The following is a 22,468-nucleotide window of genomic DNA, read 5'->3' on the forward strand; positions in this document are numbered from 1 at the left end:
CATTTTTTTAGCTGGAGAGTGTGATGTACTATGGTTTCGATATGGGTGGCACCAAGATTGAACTGGGTGTATTCGATACTGATTTGCAGTGCATCTGGCAAAAACGGGTACCAACACCGCGTGAACACTATCAAGAACTGTTGGCGGTGTTACGTGATTTGACCGTTGAGGCCGATAATTTTTGTGGTTCAGCGGGTAAGGTGGGGATCGGTATTCCCGGGTTGCCAAATGAAGATGGCACGTTGTTTACCGCTAATGTCCCTGCAGCCATGGGGCAGCCATTACCTGGTGATCTGAGCCGCTTGATTGGTCGTGAGGTCAGGGTCGATAACGATGCCAACTGCTTTGCCTTGTCTGAAGCCTGGGACCCAGAGTTTCGCCGTTATCCGGTGGTACTGGGTATCATTCTGGGGACAGGTGTCGGTGGTGGTTTGATTGTTGATGGTAAAGTGCTGGCTGGGCGTAACCATATTGCCGGTGAATTTGGCCATTTCCGCTTACCGGTGGATGCGCTGGAGGTACTGGGGCGTGATATTCCTCGCGTTGCCTGTGGTTGTGGTCATGCGGGTTGCATTGAAAATTATCTGTCAGGCCGTGGATTTGAATGGATGTATGCGCATTTTTATCAGCAGCAACTGTCGGCACAACAAATTATTGCACATTATCACGCCGGTGAGCCGCAAGCGGTGGCGCATGTTGATCGATACCTAGAGGTGTTGGCTATTTGCCTGGGCAACTTGCTAACCCTTATTGATCCCCATTTAGTGGTGTTCGGTGGCGGTTTATCGAATTTTAGCGAGATTTATCAGGCATTACCTCAGCGCTTGCCGAACTATCTATTATCCGTCGCCAAATTGCCGCGCATCGAACAGGCACGTTATGGTGATGCGGGTGGCGTTAGAGGTGCGGCGTTGCTTAATCTGCGCGATGGCAATAGAGCCAGCCCCATTTAAGTTGCAGAGTCACACTCAGTGCGTTTTGAACAGCGCTGACCCGGGTATAATTTAAGGAGAGCTTATGCGTACTCATCATCAGCTGTTTCAGTTTCGTAAGAGAAAACACCTGCTACATCAACGTTTTCGTTCAAGAATTTTTCATCGCGATACCATGGCGACAGCAGAGCTGAAAAAACCGTTTGTGGTGGTATTGACCGGGGCGGGCATCTCTGCCGAGTCCGGTATCCGTACTTTCCGGGCCGTTGATGGGTTATGGGAAGAGCACCGAGTAGAGGATGTGGCGACGCTGGATGGCTTTAAACGCGACCCTGCGTTGGTACAGGCATTTTATAATGCCCGGCGGCAACAGCTTCAGCAGCCTGAAATTGCCCCTAATGCCGCACATCGGGTATTAGCCAGCCTGGAAGAGTGGCTGGGGGATAACTTTCTACTGGTGACACAGAATATCGATAATCTGCATGAGCGGGCCGGCAGCAAGCGGGTAGTGCATATGCACGGTGAGCTATTGAAGGTGCGCTGCACCAGTTCTGGGCAGGTGTTTGAGTGGTCAGGAGATCTCAGCGTGGATGAACGCTGTCACTGCTGTCAGTTCCCGGCACCGCTACGGCCACATGTGGTCTGGTTTGGGGAAATGCCGCTGAAAATGGATGAAATCTACGCCGCATTAGCCAAAGCTGATTTCTTTGTGGCGATTGGTACTTCGGGTAATGTTTACCCGGCGGCGGGTTTTGTACATGAGGCGCGCCTTGGTGGGGCTTATACGATGGAGTTGAACCTGGAGCCCAGCCAGGTGGAAAGCCAGTTTGAAGAGAAACATTATGGCCCGGCCAGTGAAGTGGTGCCCTACTTTGTACATAAGTTTTTGATGGGGAAGATTGAGCGGGCAGACAAATTTTGATGCTTTTAAACATTGATGGTTTTAAACATTGATGGTTTTCCTGCTCAGTGGTCAGGGAGAATATCTACTTCTTCGCCGCTTGACCACTGGCGGCAGACCAACCTTGGTGAATGCGCCAAAGTGGCTGTTCGGATGGTGTGCTTTGGCTGAAAACACCTTTATCAGGTGAGCCGGTTTTGCCTGATGCAAAACCGGTGCATTGAATTAAGCTAATTTCCCCAGACTAATCTGATCTCAGCTAGCATTATCGGTGTGTGCTCCACCGTCAATAGCGACCACCGTGGCCAGCTGACGCGCCCATCGACGTGGCTTAAGAATGATAAGAAATAAGCAACACCCACTTAAAGTGAACGTTGCTTATGTGGTTTATATGCTGCTGGTTAAGTTGATATTAACCCATTATTATTGACGTTTGTGTCATATAATCATCAATAATTGATGAGTTGTAAGCTGCTGGCATCGCATACGAACTCATTACGTTGACCATAGATTCAATTTGGTCAGTGGATAAGGTGACGCCATCTTGGGTTTTTATTTGCTCTAGCGTGGCATTACCAGAATACCAGTTGCTAACAAGTATCTCATCGGTAGTACCAAGCACATTAATCAGCAGTGACTCACCGCCATTGGATAAATCTTTGGTAAACCATAACTGGTTGGATGAAATATCCGTGAACAATAAGACATCGGTTCCGGTATCTGCATAAGTATTATTTTTGGCTTCTTTAATGATGTCCTGACCATCCCCTTTATTGAAGACATAAGTGTCACCACCTAAGGAGCCGTCTAAAATGTCATTACCTTTTCCTCCGGCAAGAATGTTATTTCCATGGTTACCCTGTATGAAGTTATCTAAATCGTTACCGGTAATTTTTAAAGCATATGTTTCGGTAGTATTCATTACCATCATATTTTCGACATTATCCGGAATGACATAGTCAATAGCCTTATTTGTATATAACTGTATTGTATCAAGCCCGGCATTTTTTTCTTCAAACACATAAAGCGTTGTTCCATGTATTCCATAAACATCGTTTCCATTACCACCATAAAGCATATCATCGCCTTTGGAGATGATTTTATCGTTGCCATTGCCACCGTAGAAGGTGCTACTGGCTGCATCATTGGAAAGATAATCTTCACCGTGAGTGCCGTAGACTACGTTGGTTTGTGTCAGGTAATCCTGAATAACAGTGGAGCTATTGCCTGTTGGCATGGTTTGTTGGGACATCATGCTCACTAACGCTTCAACCTGAGCAATAGACAGTGTAATTCCATCCGCGGTTTGAATTTGCTCCAGCTTGTCGTTACTGGAATACCAGCGATTAACCAGTATCTGGTCACTGGTTCCAAGAACCCGTACCATCAGTGATTCATAGCCCCCGTAAGAATATTTACTAAACCAGAGTCTATCGGCATTGATATCAGTGAAACGTAAAATATCGATATCGGTGATGGGTACCGTATTGTTATCGTACTCCCAGATGGTGTCCTGACCATCGCCTAAATTAAATACATAGGTATCGCTGCCTTGATATCCCTGTAAGGTGTCTTTTCCTTTACCGCCAATTAAAAGATTATTGCCAACGTTGCCAGTAATACCATTATCTAGCGCATTACCAGTGATTCCTGAGTGGATCATATAGGGGTAAATTAGACTGATGTTCTCGATATTATCCGGTGTAATAAACTGAATGGTATCTGATGTATATATATCTACTCTATCGGTTCCTCCCTGACTCTCTTCTATAATACGGTATTCATTTTCCCATATTTGATATTTATCATTTCCTGCGCCACCAATCAGGGTATCGTTACCGTTGGTGGATATTAATGTATCATTACCGGCACCACCGATAAGAATATTTGTTCCAGCACCACCGGATAGTGTGTCATCTCCATCATTACCATATAGTGTGTCATTACCTGCTCCACCGGTTAAGGTGTCATTGCCCGAACCACCATACAGTGTGGAGTTTGCTGTTCCGGTGCTGATTGAATTATTCTGCTCATTACCATAGAAAAGTTGGTCACCGGAAGGGGATCCGGTACCAGTTTGCGCCAGATAGTCATGAATAATCGTTGAGGTATTTCCTGAAGGCTTAGTCTGGCTAGCCATAATACCAACCAGAGCTTCTATCTGCGCAATGGACAGCACCACGCCATCCTGAGTTTTTATCTGTTCCAGTTTAGCATTATATGTGTACCAGCCATCAATATTAATCTCATCGGTTGTGCCTAATATTGAAACTCTTAGTCCCATATAGCTGGAGGTGCCTGTCTTGGTAAACCATAACTGATTAGCTGAAATATCGGTCAGCAGTAAAACATCGTTATCGGTTGAGGCCGTCTTGTCGTTATAGTATTCACCAATATAATCTTTACCATCGCCACTACTGAATATATAGGTATCACTTCCTTTATAACCCTGTGACAGGTCACTTCCTTTTCGACCTGTAAGGATGTTGTCACCATCGTTACCATACAAATGGTTATTTAAGCTGTTTCCCGTCAGGGTAGAGTTGTAGGTTGCAAGACTATCTAGTTCAAGATGTTCGACATTATCCGAAAGAATATAGTTGGTAACGCCTTTGGTATAAACCATCATAACGTCGTTATAGCCAGCATTCTCTTTTTCAATAACCTGAACATAATCATTGCCGCATATCTGATAACGGTCATCACCCATACCTCCGTATAGTGTGTCCTTACCGTAAGAGACTAGGGTATCGTTGCCATCATCTCCATAGAGAATATTACTACCTTCGCCACCATGAATCCAGTCATTACCGGCACCGCCGTAAATAATGTCATTGCCGGCATTACCGTAAATCTTGTTATTCAGTTCATTGCCGTAAATAATGTCATTACCTTGAGTACCCTTAGCGTTTTCAATATTGGCGCCATAAGCAATACCAATACTGTTTTTTCCGTTATAGGCATTCATAGCTTCTTGTATTATGTTGGTTGAAATATAGACGGAACTACGAGTCCCGCCATTGAGATTCAGTTCAGCACCGTTATTGAAAGCAGAAATATCAATAGTATCGTTACCGCCACCATCCCAAATGGTTTCAAAGAAACTTAGGCTATCAGGGGTATAGGTATAGGTTGTATCTCCAGCGTTGTAGCTGGTATTTGCACCATAAATATGCTGTAGAACCAGCATATCGTAGATACCATAAGTGTGGTTAAATGCATGAGCGGTACGATTTCCTATTTCATCCAGAATATTCAGCCGTTCACCAGTACCATTAGCTATTTCACCTGTATTATATGACATGACAGTATCAATTCTATTCATGTCTGAACGATAAGGATCGAAAACCCACTCTCCATTTACTAATGAATGTGTATGGCCAAGCCCCATAATATGACCGAGTTCATGACCTGCTACAGTCCAATTATTGTATATAGTAGGAGATGGTCGATCCTTATACTGCAATTCTGCGTATTCAACACCATTATCGCTTACCGCTACACCTTCATAATTAGCCGAATAGGCAGGGGAGTAAACGTGGATATCTCCGGGGGTATTTATTGAGGCATCAATTTCTCTAAAATTAACATTAATAATATTGCTCATCTGCTGAAAAGCATATCTGGCATATTCTTGAGAGGTTTCTGAAATTATTCCGCCATAAAGTTCATATGTTGGTGCTCGATCCAGATGTACAAAGCTCCATGTATAGGTGTTTTCACCTTCTGAAGGAAGAAACTTTTGATTGTGAGCTAACAGAAAGTCGATATATTCATTGCCTGTTTTGCTGATTGGTGTTTTATAGATTGTCATATAACATCCTTATTGTGTTTTGTAGTGTAGTGGTCAACTAAAACTGACCACTGATTTAGAGTTTTTACAGTATCGGTTTTCCGATTCGTTTGCGGGGTAACCCACCGTTATATTCATGCAGCCTTAGTGAAGTGTTCAACAAAAACTAGGCTTTTTTGAATAAATCAGATTTGGGGTAAACATCCCCATAGTTGTTTGTGCTGTCATCTATCATGGCGCGTGGCGTGGCTAAACAGGTTATTCAGAAGGCGTAGCAGGTACAGTATTGTACTGAGCCAGCAGTCCTTTCACTTCCTGCTCGTTTTGAGGGGTTAGGCAAAAATATATTTTTTGCACCCTACCACCATTAAATGGTTTGAAAACGATGGCTTCACCATTTCCTTTGAAAAACATAAACCATGACATCAGTGGCGAAACCTTTTCGAAAACAACAGTACCTTCACTAAAGCGGAACTTTCTCCTTCCCTGCGAAAGCATTTCTGGCGTGACTTTAAGTTTCATCCAAAACATGACAATAGATACCCCAATGGTGGTACCAATAACACCACTAAGGGGTAAACCACGACCGGTAAAGATAGCGAAGAGGAAAAAACTGCAAAAGACACCTACACCGGTCATCCATACGATTTTTTTACTCATTGAAAAAACACGTTCATTTGTCATTGTTTACCTTAATTCCATATCAAAGTTGACGGTTGCTCACTTGGGGCTCAATAAGCCAAGCGAAGAATACTTGAAGAATAGTTGAAGAATAGTTTCATTATCAAGGCAGGGATACAGAAAGACACCCTGTACAAAGGATTAGGGTGAGATGTTAATTGCTTGTTATTTCAGCAGAATATCAAAAAAGGGAGTGTTAGAAATTATGTGTCATTCCAGTAATATATCAAAAAAAAGCAATGACAGATGTCCCAGCCCTTCGATTTCGATAAAGCCCTGAAAGCACTTCAGGATGGTCAAGCCTTAACGGGAAAAGATGGCATGGTTAACTTCGCTAATCAATCTGTTGAAATATTGACCATTAATCATGTGGCAACAAAATCTCAGGGTGATAGTTGATGTAGGCCTAGCAACAATTTGCGGTTCATTCTTTCAAGCGTTTGTTGGCAACAGTAACCAATAGTTTGAAGGGCGTAGTTTTACGATAGGCGGGATAACCTTCCCCGTTGTTATTCAGATCGCACCAGCCTGCAATCTGCATGGCCTAACCTATGATATTGATCATTACCGAACTTAATGATTATGACTCAATCTGACTATTAATGACCTGTCTCAATATTTTATCCAGATCGGTTCCGCATAATGAAATAAGTAATGTTGAGGGTGGAACCATGGATAAATTACTTGATCGATTTTTTAGTTATGTCTCTTTTGATACGCAGGCTAAAGCGAATGTAAAAAATGTACCCAGTACCGATGGGCAGTTGAAATTGGCGCGGGCCTTGCAACAGGAGATGATTGCGCTCGGTTTTGAGCAGGTATCCCTTAGTGAGCATGGCTGTGTGATGGGAACATTGCCTTCTAATGTGGCCTGGTCGGTTCCGACCATCGGATTTATTTCTCATCTTGATACCGCCCCGGATTTTTCTGGCCGTAATGTGGCTCCGCAGATTGTGGAAAACTACCGTGGTGGTGATATTGCTCTGGGGATCGGCGATGAAGTGCTGTCGCCAGTGATGTTCCCAATCCTGCATCAAATGTTGGGGCAAACACTGATCACCACCGACGGTAAAACCTTACTGGGTGCCGATGATAAAGCGGGCATTGCTGAGATCCTGACGGCCATGGTGCGCTTGACGCTGCGGAAAATTCCCCATGGTGATATTCGTATCGCCTTCACCCCGGATGAAGAAGTGGGTAAGGGAGCGCGTTTCTTCGATGTCGAGACGTTTAATGCCGAATGGGCGTATACCGTTGATGGCGGTGGAGTGGGCGAGTTGGAGTGTGAAAACTTCAATGCGGCATCGGTGACGGTGAAAATTGTTGGTAATAATGTCCACCCGGGAACCGCCAAAGGGGTGATGGTCAACGCGTTATCACTGGCAAGCCGCATTCATCAAGCCTTACCTGCGGATGAAGCACCAGAAAATACCGAAGGTTACCAAGGGTTCTACCATCTCTCTGCCATTAAGGGGAATGTAGAACGTGCCGAGATGCACTACCTGTTGCGTGATTTTGAGCGTGAAGGCTTTGAGGCACGCAAGCGCAAGATGATAGAGGTGGCGCAGCAGGTGGGGAGAGGGTTACCACGGGATTGTTATATTGAAGTGGCCATTGAGGACAGTTATTACAACATGCGTGAGCAGGTGGCTGAGCATCCTCATATTATTGCGTTGGCGCAACAGGCCATGCGTGATTGCGATATCGAGCCGGTGATAAAGCCGATTCGTGGTGGCACCGATGGAGCCCAATTGTCATTTAAAGGTTTACCTTGCCCGAACCTGTTTACTGGGGGGTATAACTTCCACGGCAAACATGAGTTTATCACGCTGGAAGGGATGGAGAAGGCGGTAGCGGTGATTATGCGTATCGCGGCGCTGACCGCCGACCGCGCCAAAAAATAGCCGCTGACAGATAGGGGGCAGTCATTGCCCCACTATCGGGTATGGGCCCATCAAGGCTCAGTCGTTAAAATACCAGTAACCACTGTTGATCAGCGCAGTCAGCAAGGAGAGGAAAGCCGGGTCGTTCAAGGCCTCTCCCAGCATGTCTGCATTAACCTCGAAGTGTTGGCAAAGTGCGTCGGCAGCTTGCAGATGCTCAGTAGTGATTAGCTCACCATTAACGAAACATTGCTCACCAATCCGCAGTACCCGCAGCCCCCCCAAGCGCTGCAAACATTCCCCTTGTTGCAGCAGGTCATAAATTTCCCCCGCCTGATAAGGGGGCTCTGGTGGTGCAATATCCAATTCATGGCGTGATTGAGAAATAAACTCCCCCAGCCAGCTTTGGAAATGTTCAGGTTGTTGAACCAGTTCCAATACCATTTGATGCAGTATCGCCGTTTCCTGTGGCAAAACTTCAGCCGGGTGCTCACGTAGTGCGATGTCCGGGTCGCTATAGCGTTGGTGACCTAACTCTTGGGCCAAAACATAGTCTGCATAGCCATTGAGCAGTTCACGGCCATTGGGTGCCCGCAGCCCTACCGAGTAATTCAGGGAGTTTTCCAGTGAATAACCTTCATGGGGAAAGCCGGGTGGAATATAAAGGATATCCCCTGGCTCCATTTCGCTATCAATAATGGCGTCAAAGGGGGCAACCTGTAGCAAATCTGGGTGCGGGCAAAACTGTTTCATCAATACTTTTTCGCCAACACGCCAGCGGCGGCTACCAGTACCTTGAATAATAAACACGTCATATTGGTCAAGATGTGGCCCAACGCCGCCTCCCGGTACCGAAAAGGAGATCATCAGATCATCCATCCGCCAGTCGGGGAGTTTCCGGAATGGCCGCATCAAGGCACTGGAAGGGGCATGCCAATGGTCAACGGCCTGCACCAGCAGCGACCAGTTATTCTCATCCAGATGGTCGTAGCTGACGAAGGGGCCATGAGCTACCTGCCAACGCCCTTCTTGGTGGCTGACCAAGCGGCTGTCCACTTCACTTTCCATCGCCAACCCGGCCAATTCATCGGGGGAGATCGGGTCGATAAAATTTTTAAAGCCGTGCTTGATAATAACGGGTCGTTTTTGCCAATAGCGTTGCAAAAAATCGTTCCAGTCCAAATCCAAGTGGTATTCCATAGTGTTATTCCAGGATAGAAAGGGGCCTAAAGCCGGCAGTTATTCAAGCTGCTGGGGCGTGCGACGGTATCAGAGAAGTTTACTCGAGTTACCGGCAGTCAGCCAATGGTGAGGCCACAATAGCTGAATTTAATCATAGTGGTGGCGGCTATGCTGCCGGGCAAAAGTCACCTCCATGCAGGTATAGGCTAGATGACCAAGGTGGCGTATTCTGTTGGCATCGTTCAGGCTGGTTTTTATAGCGGTATCAATTTATGCGAATCAATCAATATGGTCAGCCGGTGGGTGATCCATTACCACAATGGCAAGCTTGTGCCAGACCAAACAACGTGGTGCTCAAGGGGCGGTTTTGCCACCTGGCACCGTTAGACTGCCAACGGGATTACTCTGCATTGTTTGCTGCCTATCAGCAGGCGCCAGATGGCTGTGACTGGACTTATTTATCAAGAGAGCGACCAGACACCCCTCAGCAGTTATTAGAACACTTGGAAAAACTGCAAGCTGACTATTCACTGGTGAATTTAACGGTGTTTGATGTGGCAAGCCAACTGCCCGTAGGCACCGTGGCGTTTATGCGCATTGAAGAAAAAAGTGGCGTGCTGGAGATTGGCCATATCTGCTGGTCGCCATTGATGCAACAGCGCGCTATTGCTACCGAAGCGATTTACCTGATGTTGCGCCATACCTTCGATGAGTTGGGGTATCGCCGCTGTGAATGGAAATGCGACAGTTTGAATGCCCCTTCAAAACGTGCAGCCCAGCGTTTTGGTTTCAACTATGAGGGGCGATTCCTTAAGGCGATTGTTACCAAGGGACGTAACCGGGATACCGACTGGTTCGCGTTAACGGATGACCGCTGGCCTGCAGTTCGCTCGGCCTTAGAACAGTGGCTGGATAGGCACAATTTTGATGCCTCGGGCCAGCAGTTACAGCGGCTACAGGAGTTTATGCCACAGTTATAATATTGGCTGGAAGAAGGGGGGATGGCAGGGAGCGTATGGTTCGCTCCCTGGGGGAACTGCATGCACCGTTTCTGGTTGATTCACTTTAGTGGTTATCAACTCGTCACTTGAGCATGGTTTGCAGAAACAGTTATTTCAACTCATCAACCATGGTAATAGCGCGACCAATATAATTGGCTGGCGTCATGGCTTTCAGACGTGTTTTTTCCTCTTCCGGCAGGGCCAGGCTGTCGATAAAGGCCTGCATACCCGCTGCATCTACCCGTTTGCCACGGGTTAACTCTTTGAGTTTTTCATACGGTTTTTCGATGCCATAGCGGCGCATAACGGTTTGGATCGGCTCTGCTAACACTTCCCAGTTATGGTCCAGTTCATCCAGCAGGTGCGCCTGGTTGACTTCAAGTTTACTGATGCCTTTCAGCGAGGACTGATAAGCAATCAAGGCATAACCGATACCCACACCCAGGTTGCGCAGCACGGTGGAGTCGGTCAGGTCACGCTGCCAACGGGATACCGGCAACTTACTGGACAAGTGGCCCATAACCGCATTGGCCAAGCCAAGATTACCCTCGGAGTTTTCGAAGTCGATAGGGTTGACCTTATGGGGCATGGTGGAAGAACCAATCTCACCAGCAACGGTTTTTTGCTTGAAGTGATTCAGAGCAATATAACCCCAAATATCGCGGTCGAAGTCGATCAGAATCGTATTGAAACGGGCAACACAATCGAACAGCTCGGCAATATAGTCATGGGGTTCAATTTGCGTGGTATAGGGGTTCCAGTTAACGCCAAGTGAAGTGACAAACTCTTCACTGAAACGGTGCCAATCAACTTGTGGATAGGCCGCAATGTGGGCGTTGTAGTTACCCACAGCCCCATTGATTTTACCAAGGACTTCCACTTGCTCTAACTGGCGATATTGGCGTTTCATCCGGTAGGCCACATTCGCCAGTTCTTTCCCCACCGTAGAGGGTGTCGCGGGCTGACCGTGAGTACGTGACAGCAGCGGAATATCGCGGTACGCCTGTGCCAACTGCTTGATGGCATCGATGATTTTACGCCAATAGGGGAGCAACACCTCCTGACGTGCGGTTTGCAGCATCAGGGCATGTGACAGGTTGTTGATGTCTTCAGAGGTACAAGCAAAGTGGATAAACTCTGATACTGCATGCAGCGCAGGTACGGTGGCGACTTTCTCTTTCAGGAAGTATTCCACGGCTTTCACATCATGGTTAGTGGTCCGCTCGATCGTCTTGATGCGCTGAGCATCTTCTTCACTGAATTCGGCAACGATTTTATCAAGGTAAGCGTTTGCGTCAGAGGCAAATGCAGGAACTTCGGCAATTTCAGCGCAAGCGGCCAGTTTTTGCAGCCAACGTACTTCAACTTGCACGCGGAATTTTAGTAAGCCGTACTCGCTGAAAATGGTGCGCAGTACGCTGACTTTTTCACCATAGCGTCCATCAACGGGGGAAATGGCGGTCAGTGAGGATAATTCCATCGGTAGCAACTCCTGGGAAGGTTAACAATGAGCAAGGATATCTTGTGCCTGCTTAAGCAGACGACTACGGGAAAACATTAATTGCAGGCGGCTACCGCCAACCTGTTGCCATAGCACAGCGGCACGAATACCGGCGAGCAGAATGGCACGAACTTTGGCTTGAACCTGCGTGTTCTGCAGGATAGCGGGTGAACCAGCAACCTGGATACGCGGCCCGAGTGGGGCGATAACGTCAACATAAATACCTGCCAGCGAACTAACGATGGTATCCGATCCCAGTTCAAAGTGAGCTAATTGGCGCTCTAGCTGACTTAACCGCTCGCCGAGGGTATTCATCGCTTCTTTGTTGGCGTTTAACTTGCGCTCCAGCACCATTAAGCTAAGCGTATAGCGTGTCAACTCGGCACCCAGCCCTTTATTATTGGCATTGAGCACAGCGATTAAGGTTTCCAGGCCCATCTTCAAGTTACGCTCCTCACCACCAAATACCGCCAGTGTGGAGGGGGGATCCATCTGCAACAGGCTGTTGAGCGAGGTATGGAACGCTTCGTTGTCCATTTGCCCGTCATGTGCCAATTGCTGTACCAAACGGGCTGATTGACTGACCCCGGCCATCGCCAGTGTAATGTCGTAATAATTCTTCGCCACAACTACTCCTGTATCCGTTGTTCGATAATGCCACCGCCCAGGCAGATATCACCCAGATAAAAGACCGCCGACTGCCCTGGGGTGACGGCGGCAACGGGTTCATCGAAATGCACTTCAATACGGTCGGCATCAAGAGGGGTCACCAGGCAAGGGACATCTTGCTGGCGGTAACGTGTTTTTACTGTGCATCGTAGCGGTTGCGTCAAGGGTAAACGATCAACCCAATGCAGTTGTTGTGCTACCAGGCCAGTGGACATCAGGCGTGGGTGCTCGTGCCCTTGGGCCACAATCAATATGTTGTTGGCGACGTCTTTGTCTACCACGTACCAAGGGTCTTCTGCACCATCCTTGATACCGCCAATCCCCAGCCCTTTACGTTGCCCCAGGGTGTGGTACATCAAACCTTGGTGCTGCCCCAGGGTTTGCCCATCTACCGTGATAATGTCACCGGGTTGTGCGGGGAGATAGCGCGCCAGGAAATCACGGAATTTACGTTCACCGATAAAACAGATACCGGTTGAGTCTTTCTTCTTGGCGGTCACCAGCTCCAGTTGTTCTGCAATACGGCGCACTTGCGGCTTTTCCAGCTCACCAACCGGGAACAGGCTTTGCGCAATCTGCTCGTGACTCAGGGTATACAGGAAATAACTTTGGTCTTTGTTGCCATCAACACCGCGCAGCAGACGGCTTTTACCGTCAACATCCTGCCGACGGACATAGTGGCCGGTAGCAATATAATCTGCCCCCAGATCTTCTGCGGCAAACTCAAGGAATGCTTTAAATTTAATCTCTTTATTGCACAGGATATCGGGGTTGGGTGTGCGACCAGCCTGATACTCGGCAAGGAACAGTTCGAATACGTTATCCCAGTATTCTGCAGCGAAATTGACCGTATGCAATTCGATGCCCAGCTTGTCGCAAACCGCTTGTGCGTCGGCCAGATCGGTGGCGGCTGAGCAATACTCTTCGTTGTCGTCCTCTTCCCAGTTTTTCATAAACAGCCCAGCGACCTGATATCCCTGTTGCTGTAACAGATAAGCAGTAACGGATGAGTCGACGCCGCCGGACATCCCGACGATCACTTTTTTCTGGCTGTTGTCTGACATGGTGATCTCACGAACTGAGCAATAAAAATGAGCGCAGGATTTTACCACGTTGGGCGTCAGTGCGCACGGTCGTTATTTTAAGCCCCAGGAAGGAGCCTTACTGAGTGTGGCTTAAAAGGGCCAATTAAAGCTGGCAATAAGGGATAACGGATAACGCTCCGCTTGCTGATAACAGCGGATACTTTCGCTTACCAGCGGCGAGCGCAGGTTATCGGCGCTAAAAATCTGCTCGGCGGTTAGCCACAGGCAGCGATCAATATCGTCGTCATGGGGGGTGGTTTCGCAGGGGGAATCTAGCTCAATCACAAAACTGAAACGCAAAAATGGCGTGCCATCTGGCGCCAGCCATTGGTGCATGCGTAGAAAAGTGTGTGGTGTGGCATGGATCCCGGTTTCTTCCCAGAGTTCACGCTCTGCAGCCTGAACCAGGGTTTCATCTGCTTCGAGATGACCGGCTGGCTGATTCCAGAGTGCTTTATTGTTAATGGTTTCTTCAACGATTAAAAATTTACCGGCGGCATGAACAACACAAGCGACAGTGACGTGTGGTTTAAACATAGATTATTTATCCTTCATAGGTAGGATCTTAGCGTAATACATTGATAAAAATCAGAAAAAACTTGAAGTTGCGCCGTGACTATGATCAGATATTTTCACCACAAAAAGGTCCACTCAAGGCCACGACACCTATGAAGATTACCACGCTGAGCGATACGCTAAAAGCCCTGTTTAACCCTTTTTATCTACTTGAATTAGCTCGTAGTTTTAAATTTATTCAACGATTACGTAATGTACAACCTGTCCATATGGTTTTTGCCATTGTCCGAACACTCAGCGATCAGCGTCATGCCAATTTGGCTGACATCCATAGGACATTGGGAAGTATCTCTAACTCACTGATTTATTATAAACCTTTTCACAATCAATTAAAAAAACCGCAGTTGACAAGGCTCATGCAAAAACTGGTTGAAGAGGCGATGACACAATGGCTAATCCAACCGTTTCAACAGGACCTACCAAAAAAATTTCCATTTAAATATATACATATACATGACGGCAGTTCGCTCACTCTACATCCTGACCTTCGGGATGTATTCCCGGGGCGATTTCCAACCGCACCTGCCGCCATTGAGCTTCATATGACTCTTGATCTGATGAGTGGCACCGCAAACTACCTGGGGATTGATGCCGATAAAGAGAGTGAGCGGTTATACCAACCCTATGCCCATGAATTGAAAGAAACCTTGGTGATGATGGACGCAGGCTACTTTAGCCTCAACTATTGCTATAACATTAACCAATCAGGGGGTTACTACATTTTCCGAGCGAAAAAAAATCTCAAACCAGATTCCTGTATTGTTCGGGATTGTTTTGGTAAACCCGTGATGGAGCTGAAAAAGGGTGAGTTCAATCAGTTAACCGTAGAGCCGGGTGAATATCGAGATTTAAGCCTCGAGTGGAGTAATCGTCCTGGAAGCTATCGGCTGATCGCCTTTTGGGATAGACGGAACCAACGTACCGGTTACCTGATCACCAATTTATCTCGGGGTGACTTTTCTGCATGGGACATTTGTCATCTTTACTCAATGAGATGGCAGATAGAATTATTTTTCAAAGAGTTAAAATCATTTTGTGGTCTGAAAACGTTCATTACACGAGATAAAAACATTGTGCAAACCCTGGTCTGGGGCAGTATGTTGGCCGTTCTACTAAAGAGGAGTGTGGCTTTCACTACTGGACTGATTGCAGGTGTCTGTATTTCAACTCAAAAGGTGGCCCGATGCAGCTTACTCTGGATGCAGAACCTTCTTGAAGCCTTACTCAACCCAGTGGTTCTAGAGGATTTTCTGTGTACTACAGTGGCATTTTTGGCAGAACATGCGCGACGAGCAAATCTCAAACGGGATAAAGAAACATCATTATTTTCAATGGGCTTAGATATTTACTCGGGTGCTGTAGTGGGTGATTTATGACCTTAAGTACCTACGTATGATTTATCCTTGGTGGCTTGCAGCCTATTTTTATCGGTAAATTAATAGAATTACATCATGCATAAATGCCGCTATCACACGTTATTTACCACAAATTTATTGTGGCTGAATCGGTTAACGCTGTGATTTTTAACTAACAATCTTTGAACTAATTAATGATAAGTGCATTATAGCAGCGTTGTTTTGAGATTGGCGCGGATTGAATATTCAAGTAGTATTGACACGTATCTTACAAAGCATTAACAAAAATTGCGTTTGAAGAAGGAGAGGTTGATGGAAAGCAAAGTTGTTGTTCCGGCAGATGGTAAAAAGATCACGGTCGACGCCCAAGGTAAATTGGTTGTTCCTAATAACCCGATCATCCCATTCATTGAAGGTGACGGTATCGGTGTAGATGTTACCCCAGCCATGATCAACGTGGTTGATGCCGCAGTTAAAAAGGCCTACCACGGTGAGCGGAAAATTTCCTGGATGGAGATCTACACCGGTGAAAAATCCACTCATGTGTACGGCAAAGATGTCTGGTTGCCAGATGAAACCCTGGATCTGATCCGTGAGTATCGTGTTGCCATCAAAGGGCCACTGACAACTCCAGTGGGTGGCGGTATTCGCTCCCTGAACGTTGCTCTGCGCCAACAACTTGACCTTTACGTCTGTCTGCGCCCAGTACGTTACTATCAAGGCACGCCAAGCCCGGTAAAACAGCCTGAGCTGACGGATATGGTGATTTTCCGTGAAAATGCGGAAGACATTTATGCCGGTATTGAATGGAAAGCCGGCTCTGCCGAAGCCGATAAAGTGATTAAATTCCTGCGTGAAGAAATGGGCGTGAAGAAAATCCGCTTCCCTGAGCAATGTGGTATTGGTGTGAAGCCATGCTCAGAAGAAGGAACCAAGCGCTTGGTTCGCGCGGCGCTCGAATACGCCATTGACAATGATCGTGACTCGGTGACCTTGGTTCACAAAGGCAATATCATGAAGTTCACCGAAGGTGCCTTCAAAGATTGGGGTTACGAACTGGCTCGTGAAGAGTTCGGTGGTGAACTGATCGATGGTGGTCCATGGTTGAAGATCAAGAACCCGAAAACCGGCAAAGAGATTGTGGTCAAGGACGTTATCGCTGACGCCTTCCTGCAGCAAATTCTGTTGCGCCCAGCAGAATACGACGTTATCGCTTGTATGAACCTCAATGGTGACTATATTTCTGATGCACTCGCTGCACAGGTTGGCGGTATCGGTATTGCACCGGGTGCCAACATTGGTGCTGAATGTGCACTGTTCGAAGCGACCCACGGTACTGCACCTAAGTACGCCGGTCAGGATAAAGTGAACCCAGGTTCGGTAATCCTTTCTGCTGAGATGATGCTGCGCCATATGGGCTGGTTCGAAGCGGCTGACCTAATCGTTAAGGGAATGGAAGGCGCTATCGCTGCCAAGACCGTGACCTATGACTTCGAACGCCTGATGGAAGGCGCTAAGTTGCTGAAATGTTCAGAGTTTGGCGACGCTATCGTTAAGCATATGTAAGATTGTTTTAACGCTAAATGATTACGGGAGCTTATGGCTCCCGTCTGTTTTTCCCCCTCAAAAAATTCTTCCCCAAAACTTCCCCAAAACTCTTCTGCAAAACGGTATGAAAAATGAGCTAATTAATCCCATAATAGCCAAGAGCATTCCTGCCACAAAAAAGCTGAAACTCAAGTGTCACGCGGATACACCCAAAAGCCGAACCGAAGTGTTGGTAGAAGATAGTAAAAGGAAGCATTCTGGTGGTTTTTAGTGCATTACAGAGCGTCTATACGTGGTGCTCAATAATACCCCTTGATAAAGAAATATTACTCCCCACTTATGAATAGCTACAGACCATTCCGGTTGGTGCCTAGAATAGGAATAAGTGGTTATGGATACTGATGCAGTTGCTCTGTGGACTATGATTGGGACTTGTATTGCAGCTGTGGCAACTCTAGTAGGTGTTGTTGTGGCGATATGTGCATTAAATACTTGGTGTAAACAGTATATTGAAACATTGAATGGGATTTTCATCGGTTCACTTGTTGATTACTCAACAACTTTACCGTATCTGCCTGAATTAATTCAGGATGATGACCTGAATAGAATGATTCATATTGAGCGTATTGTAGGGTCGTCATTGACCTTTTTAACATATTTTGTCTATGCCTCTATCTTTTACTCAGTTGCCGCCTGTAAGTAAATAAAATATATTTCGTGTATAGTTATAATTATGTTAGATCGAATATTTCCTTAATGCTGATATCTTCATTTTTGACTTTATTCAACGATTCCTGATAAACATCTCTATATACGTTGTGAATGTTCTCAATAAACAGAGCTGTCATCTCATCCTCTAAATCTAGAAGCATCATCGCCTTTGTAAAGGAAATTTTAGAGTTATTGTGGTCCGGGTTTGTTATGTGGTTAATTTCGTTTATCAGAGAAAAAGATTTTTCTGTAAGCATTGTAAAAGCAGATCTATAGATTTCATTATAACCGCTATTATAACCGCTAATGTCTAATATATGCATCCAACCATTAAATCCAGATGATAAACTGAATCCTAGTACATCAAATGTGTTGTTGTTGTTAATTAGATGTATGTATGTGTCGGAAAAAAACTCACGAAGTAAATCTTTGTATTCTAATTCACTAAGTTTATTCCATTTTGAGACGCCGAAGTGTTCACACAGAGGAATGATAAAAAATCGCGCACAGTCAATTTCATCAATTTCTTTTAAAAAATTCACGATGTTATAAAATCGCAACTCGTTCTTTTTAATATCTTCAACAATAAGCCCATAGAATTTATTCTTCTTGTCTGATGATACAGTCTTTATGAAGTCTGCAGCATGATACTCTTGAATTGATTTGTGAATGTAAATATATTTGTCAAAGCCTTCTTTTTGAATTAAACATGTGACATTAATAAAATCTAATGCTAATGCCTCTGGCTTGCATTCATCAAGTTTTCCCTTCAATTTCATTGATTTTTCAGTGTATTGATATAATGATTGCTCTGTGAATTCATGATGGTTAGTAAAAATAGAATAAAAGCAGAGCGTACAGAAACAATTATAAGCTTCGTTATGACTTAAGGATGAGGATTTTTCACGATCGAAATTTTTTACTTTGTCGTGCCGTAAATACAAAGTCATGAAAAGGTTAGAATAAAAATCCACAGTATTATTTGGGATTATATCCATATATGGATAACATACATGGAACAAGGTTACCAAAATTGGGGACGTCATTACTGAAACAAGATTATGATTATTCTTTATTGTTGCTTTAATTTTCGGTAGTTGTTCTCTATCTATTGCGCTGTTTTTAGAATTCAATTTTTCAATTATTGAAAGAATGTCTTCTTCTCTAAGCTTTTCTACTTTAAAGTTAATAATTGAAGCCTCATTACAGACAGAGGTTCCTGGCCTTGATGTTATTATTATTTGAAGCGAGAATTTAACATTTAAACTAATGACCTCTTCTAAAATTGCATCTTTCTGCTGTGAAATTACTTCATCAAAACCATCTAACATCAAAGTTATTTTATTGCTGCTTAGTAATTCATTTATTGTATCTTCTGTTGGTTTGAGACCAATGTTGGTCAAGGTGTTTTTAAACGCTGCTAACACTCCATTTTTTTCAATTCTTCTCAGTTCTATAAAAAAAGGAATTTTTTCGCCATTATTAACCTGTTCAATAAATAGCTTTCTTAGTATTGTACTTTTACCTTGCCCAGCTATGCCAATTATATTTATTATTTGCTGGTTTTCTATATAAAAATCATCGTCAACTTTATGTGTGATATCCGGTGATAATAGTGAGGTAATACTCAATGGGTGGTATAAGTCCTTTAAAAGAATATCATAGTCTGCACTATGAATTGTCCGTAATCGTACTACTCTTGATACATGCTTAACAAGATAGTTCATATACGCATCTTGTCCATTGAGGTCCCTGACAAGTTGCCTAGCATTTAGATTTTTGTTATCCCATGCTTTTACAACTCGATCAAACAACTCTTTGACTGCAACTGCTACACCCGCTTTAGCTAGCTCCTGAAAAAGAACGTCCATGGTAAGTTCCATTCAAATTTTTTTATAGATTATCCATAAAAAATTTTTTTTTCAATATGGTAACGAGATTGTTTCTTGGCTTGTTTTAAAGAACCATTTTACCTTTAAGTAGGCTACGCTATGCGTGGCCTTTTTCATTTCTACCGCCCGGCGTTCGCTAAGCGAACAGCAGTTGGTAAACATGTCAGAGCCGATGAGTACCGGCGCGACAACTACTGCAGTAACCAGTGTCACTTATATTGAATTGTCATAAGGCATAGATGCGGGGTAGTTATTGTCGCATCAGCAGTAGTTCTCCGATTGCTGATGTTTATCAGTAAACAAAACAGGCTGGCAATCCTACGAGCTTAATTGATCGTTTAAGGGGGCCCAAATGAGCGCTAATCATTTTCTACTTATTATCAACTCCATCGACCGTGGCTTATTGGCATTGCGCTTGATGTTCTATAGCCGCGAGGGTCAACATATAAGCCCTTTATATCGATTGCCGCATACCTGATTACAGTGGCGGCAGGCTCGGTATCGGGGAGATAAAACAACCTAATTTTGCGTTCTAACCGGGGAAGCCTGTATTGGCGCATTTAGCAAATACTGCTATCGTCAAAACGAATCGTTTGATGACAACAGGATGGTCAATGATGAAAATAAAGGCATATTTACCAAAAAAATGTTGGGTATTAGCGCGCCGATTTCTGGTGTCTGCTGTTGTAATGGTGTCGCTGCAGGGGGCTTTTGCGCAGACCCCAGCGGCGAGTAATGTTCAGGGGCAGGTGCCTAAACAGGATCAACAACCGGCGAATATGGGGCTGCGGCCAGCGATTATGGGCCCTACCGCCGCAGTTTCAACTGGGGATCCACTGGTCACAGCAGTAGCGACACGTATTCTCCTGCAAGGGGGTAATGCTTTTGATGCGGGTGTCGCGGCATTGATCGCGGGTGGTGTGCTTGAGCAGGATCTCTACAGCCTAGGGGGCGAGGCGCTGGTGCTGGTGTACCCTGTTGCAGACGCAAAAGTGACTTCCATCGTCGGGCAGGGGTGGGCACCGAAAGCGGTGGACGTTGATTGGTATCTTTCTAGAGATAAAACGCTGCAAGGAGAAGGGCTTGACCCCGCAGTGGTTCCCGGTGCGTTGCATGCGGCGCTGACGGTGTTGGAACGTTGGGGAACCATGAGTTTTGAGCAGGTATCGGCGCCCGCTATCGATTATGCGGAAAAAGGTTTCCCAATGCGCATAAGTACCGCACGTGCCATTGCCGCGCAGTCCAAACTGTTTGAACGTTGGCCAGGCAATAAAACTTATTGGTACAAAGCGGATGGCACCCCGTATAAGGTAGGTGAGACTATCACTCTGCCCGCAACGGCAAAGACCTTGCGGCGTATGGTGGAAGCAGAACGCACTGCCAAAGCGCAGGGGCGTGAAGCAGGTATTGTGGCAGCACGCGATCGCTTCTATAAAGGTGATATTGCCAAAGAGATGGTTGCTTTTCTGCGCCAGAACGATGCGCCATTTGATGAGAGTGATTTTGCCGAATTTTATGCCCGTATCGAAGAGCCCACCAGCACCACTTATCGCGGTTACACCATCTATAAGCAGGGTTTTGGCAGCCAAGGTCCGGTGCTTTTGCAAACCCTCAATATCCTTGAACAGTTTGATTTAAAAGCGATGGGGTATGGTAGTGCTGACTATCTGCACACGATCGTTGAAGCGTTGAAATTGGCCTATGCTGATCGCGATACCTATTACGCGGATCCTGCCTTTGTGAACGTTCCTGCAGAAGGGTTATTGTCCAAAGCCTATGCCAAGGAGCGTGCTGCACTGATTAATCCCAAACATGCCTCGACTCAATATGTCGCAGGTAATCCGCTTAAATTTGATAGCCAGGTCAAAGAGTGGCCGTATGCGGTTATCAATGTCCAGGATGTGAACCGCAAGGGGCAATCTGCGGCACTGTTGTCTGAGCCGATCATGTTGGCTTCCTTGGGCCGTGATTCGGCCGGGATTTCAAAAGACACGACCCACATGGCGATCGTCGATAAAGACGGCAACCTGTTTGATGCTACGCCCAGTGGTGCTTGGATACCTGGTGCGGTGATCCTTGGTGATACCGGGATTGCCATGAGCGTGCGCGGCGAACAGTTTTGGTTGGACAAACAACACGCTAATCAGGTTCGTCCTCATGCTCGGCCACGCTACACATTGACCCCCAGCCTTATCTTCAAAGATGGGAAACCCTTTATGGCGCTAGGTTCGCCGGGCGGTGACAACCAGGAGCAGACTATTCTCCAGGCGATGCTGAGTACCATAGATCGCTGGGAGGATTGGTACCCGAATCTGAACAAAGCCTTTGAGATGCCGCGAGTGCAAACATCGCACCTGTACGGGTCATTCTGGCCGCATGCTGCTGGGTTCAACAAGCTGGCAGTTGAGGCGACAGTGCCTGATGAGGTGTATAACGAGCTAAAAGCGCGCGGACATGATGTTAGCCGCTTGCGCACGTTTGGGATGTCCGGATGTGCAACCTCGGTGCTGATCGATCCCAATTCGGGTAACCGTTTTGCCGGGGCAGATCCACGCCGTGACTGTTATTCAATTGCTTACTAACCTGTGATACGGGTAGACGGGTGGGGTGGTCACACAGTTTGAGCCGATTCCATCAGTATTATATCCGTCACACTTCACAGGTTATTTTGAACCCGGGCAGTGCTCGAAATTCTCGCGCACTCGCTGTACGCCGCAGCTTTTGTGTGTTGTCTGGGTCCAAACTAGCTCTGCCAATA

17 protein-coding genes are annotated in these 22,468 nt (G+C 46.0%); 9 read left to right on the top strand and 8 right to left on the bottom strand.

Translation table 11 applies throughout. From position 1 onward, the window contains the following. Positions 1-23: 23 nt before the first annotated feature. Together nagK and cobB are read left to right on the top strand one after the other, a co-directional pair. A complete protein-coding gene (gene nagK / locus ACX9GV_RS07580) occupies positions 24-953 on the top strand; it encodes an N-acetylglucosamine kinase (RefSeq protein WP_473197620.1) in 930 nt (309 codons plus the stop codon). Between the two features lie 64 nt (positions 954-1,017). Then, a complete protein-coding gene (gene cobB, locus ACX9GV_RS07585) occupies positions 1,018-1,854 on the top strand; it encodes a Sir2 family NAD+-dependent deacetylase (RefSeq protein ID WP_473197621.1) in 837 nt (278 codons plus the stop codon). Positions 1,855-2,245: 391 nt separating this feature from the next. Here the strand turns inward: cobB and ACX9GV_RS07590 are convergent, their stop codons facing one another. Continuing rightward, positions 2,246-5,647 (bottom strand): calcium-binding protein, encoded by a 3,402-nt coding sequence (locus ACX9GV_RS07590; protein WP_473197622.1) that lies wholly within the window; start codon positions 5,645-5,647, stop codon positions 2,246-2,248. A gap of 237 nt (positions 5,648-5,884) precedes the next feature. Continuing rightward, complete coding sequence (locus ACX9GV_RS07595) at positions 5,885-6,310, bottom strand: hypothetical protein (protein WP_473197623.1); 426 nt, start codon at positions 6,308-6,310, stop codon at positions 5,885-5,887. A 243-nt stretch (positions 6,311-6,553) separates the two neighbouring features. Here ACX9GV_RS07595 and ACX9GV_RS07600 point away from each other — a divergent pair, with 243 nt between their 5' ends. Then, positions 6,554-6,706: a hypothetical protein gene (locus ACX9GV_RS07600; protein WP_473198080.1), complete on the top strand. Its 153-nt coding sequence runs from the start codon at positions 6,554-6,556 to the stop codon at positions 6,704-6,706. Positions 6,707-6,978: 272 nt separating this feature from the next. Next, positions 6,979-8,211 carry a peptidase T gene (pepT, locus tag ACX9GV_RS07605; protein WP_473197624.1) on the top strand — a complete coding sequence of 411 codons (1,233 nt, stop codon included), beginning with the start codon at positions 6,979-6,981 and terminating at the stop codon, positions 8,209-8,211. A 57-nt stretch (positions 8,212-8,268) separates the two neighbouring features. On the opposite strand, the gene ACX9GV_RS07610 is transcribed toward pepT, so the two are convergent. Then, on the bottom strand, positions 8,269-9,390 hold the full coding sequence (locus ACX9GV_RS07610) for a ribosomal protein uL16 3-hydroxylase (protein WP_473197625.1): 1,122 nt from the start codon (positions 9,388-9,390) through the stop codon (positions 8,269-8,271). A gap of 254 nt (positions 9,391-9,644) precedes the next feature. Here ACX9GV_RS07610 and ACX9GV_RS07615 point away from each other — a divergent pair, with 254 nt between their 5' ends. Next, on the top strand, positions 9,645-10,352 hold the full coding sequence (locus ACX9GV_RS07615; RefSeq protein ID WP_473197626.1) for a GNAT family N-acetyltransferase: 708 nt from the start codon (positions 9,645-9,647) through the stop codon (positions 10,350-10,352). A gap of 130 nt (positions 10,353-10,482) precedes the next feature. Here the strand turns inward: ACX9GV_RS07615 and purB are convergent, their stop codons facing one another. From purB to ACX9GV_RS07635, 4 genes are all read right to left on the bottom strand, one after another. After that, on the bottom strand, positions 10,483-11,853 hold the full coding sequence (gene purB, locus ACX9GV_RS07620; protein ID WP_473197627.1) for an adenylosuccinate lyase: 1,371 nt from the start codon (positions 11,851-11,853) through the stop codon (positions 10,483-10,485). Between the two features lie 21 nt (positions 11,854-11,874). Continuing rightward, on the bottom strand, positions 11,875-12,501 hold the full coding sequence (gene hflD, locus ACX9GV_RS07625; protein WP_023492469.1) for a high frequency lysogenization protein HflD: 627 nt from the start codon (positions 12,499-12,501) through the stop codon (positions 11,875-11,877). A 2-nt stretch (positions 12,502-12,503) separates the two neighbouring features. Further along, on the bottom strand, positions 12,504-13,607 hold the full coding sequence (gene mnmA / locus ACX9GV_RS07630) for a tRNA 2-thiouridine(34) synthase MnmA (RefSeq protein ID WP_023492470.1): 1,104 nt from the start codon (positions 13,605-13,607) through the stop codon (positions 12,504-12,506). A 111-nt stretch (positions 13,608-13,718) separates the two neighbouring features. Beyond that, positions 13,719-14,165 carry an NUDIX hydrolase gene (locus ACX9GV_RS07635; RefSeq protein WP_473197628.1) on the bottom strand — a complete coding sequence of 149 codons (447 nt, stop codon included), beginning with the start codon at positions 14,163-14,165 and terminating at the stop codon, positions 13,719-13,721. A 131-nt stretch (positions 14,166-14,296) separates the two neighbouring features. Here ACX9GV_RS07635 and ACX9GV_RS07640 point away from each other — a divergent pair, with 131 nt between their 5' ends. The 3 genes from ACX9GV_RS07640 (at position 14,297) to ACX9GV_RS07650 (ending at position 17,810) form a co-directional block, all read left to right on the top strand. Continuing rightward, the gene (locus tag ACX9GV_RS07640) at positions 14,297-15,580 is read left to right on the top strand and encodes an IS4 family transposase (protein WP_473195461.1); all 1,284 of its coding nucleotides are present in this window, start codon (positions 14,297-14,299) and stop codon (positions 15,578-15,580) included. Positions 15,581-15,871: 291 nt separating this feature from the next. Then, positions 15,872-17,125, top strand: a complete 1,254-nt coding sequence (gene icd, locus ACX9GV_RS07645; RefSeq protein ID WP_023492472.1) for an NADP-dependent isocitrate dehydrogenase — start codon at positions 15,872-15,874, stop codon at positions 17,123-17,125. Positions 17,126-17,498: 373 nt separating this feature from the next. Continuing rightward, positions 17,499-17,810, top strand: a complete 312-nt coding sequence (locus tag ACX9GV_RS07650) for a hypothetical protein (RefSeq protein ID WP_473197629.1) — start codon at positions 17,499-17,501, stop codon at positions 17,808-17,810. Between the two features lie 28 nt (positions 17,811-17,838). On the opposite strand, the gene ACX9GV_RS07655 is transcribed toward ACX9GV_RS07650, so the two are convergent. Then, the gene (locus ACX9GV_RS07655; protein ID WP_473197630.1) at positions 17,839-19,689 is read right to left on the bottom strand and encodes an NACHT domain-containing protein; all 1,851 of its coding nucleotides are present in this window, start codon (positions 19,687-19,689) and stop codon (positions 17,839-17,841) included. 635 nt (positions 19,690-20,324) lie between these two features. On the opposite strand from ACX9GV_RS07655, the gene ACX9GV_RS07660 reads away from it, so the two are divergent. Continuing rightward, positions 20,325-22,292, top strand: coding sequence for a gamma-glutamyltransferase family protein (locus ACX9GV_RS07660; RefSeq protein ID WP_473197631.1), 1,968 nt, complete (start codon positions 20,325-20,327; stop codon positions 22,290-22,292). Positions 22,293-22,468 lie beyond the last annotated feature (176 nt).

Source organism: Serratia sp. 25CWL12 (assembly GCF_055790885.1).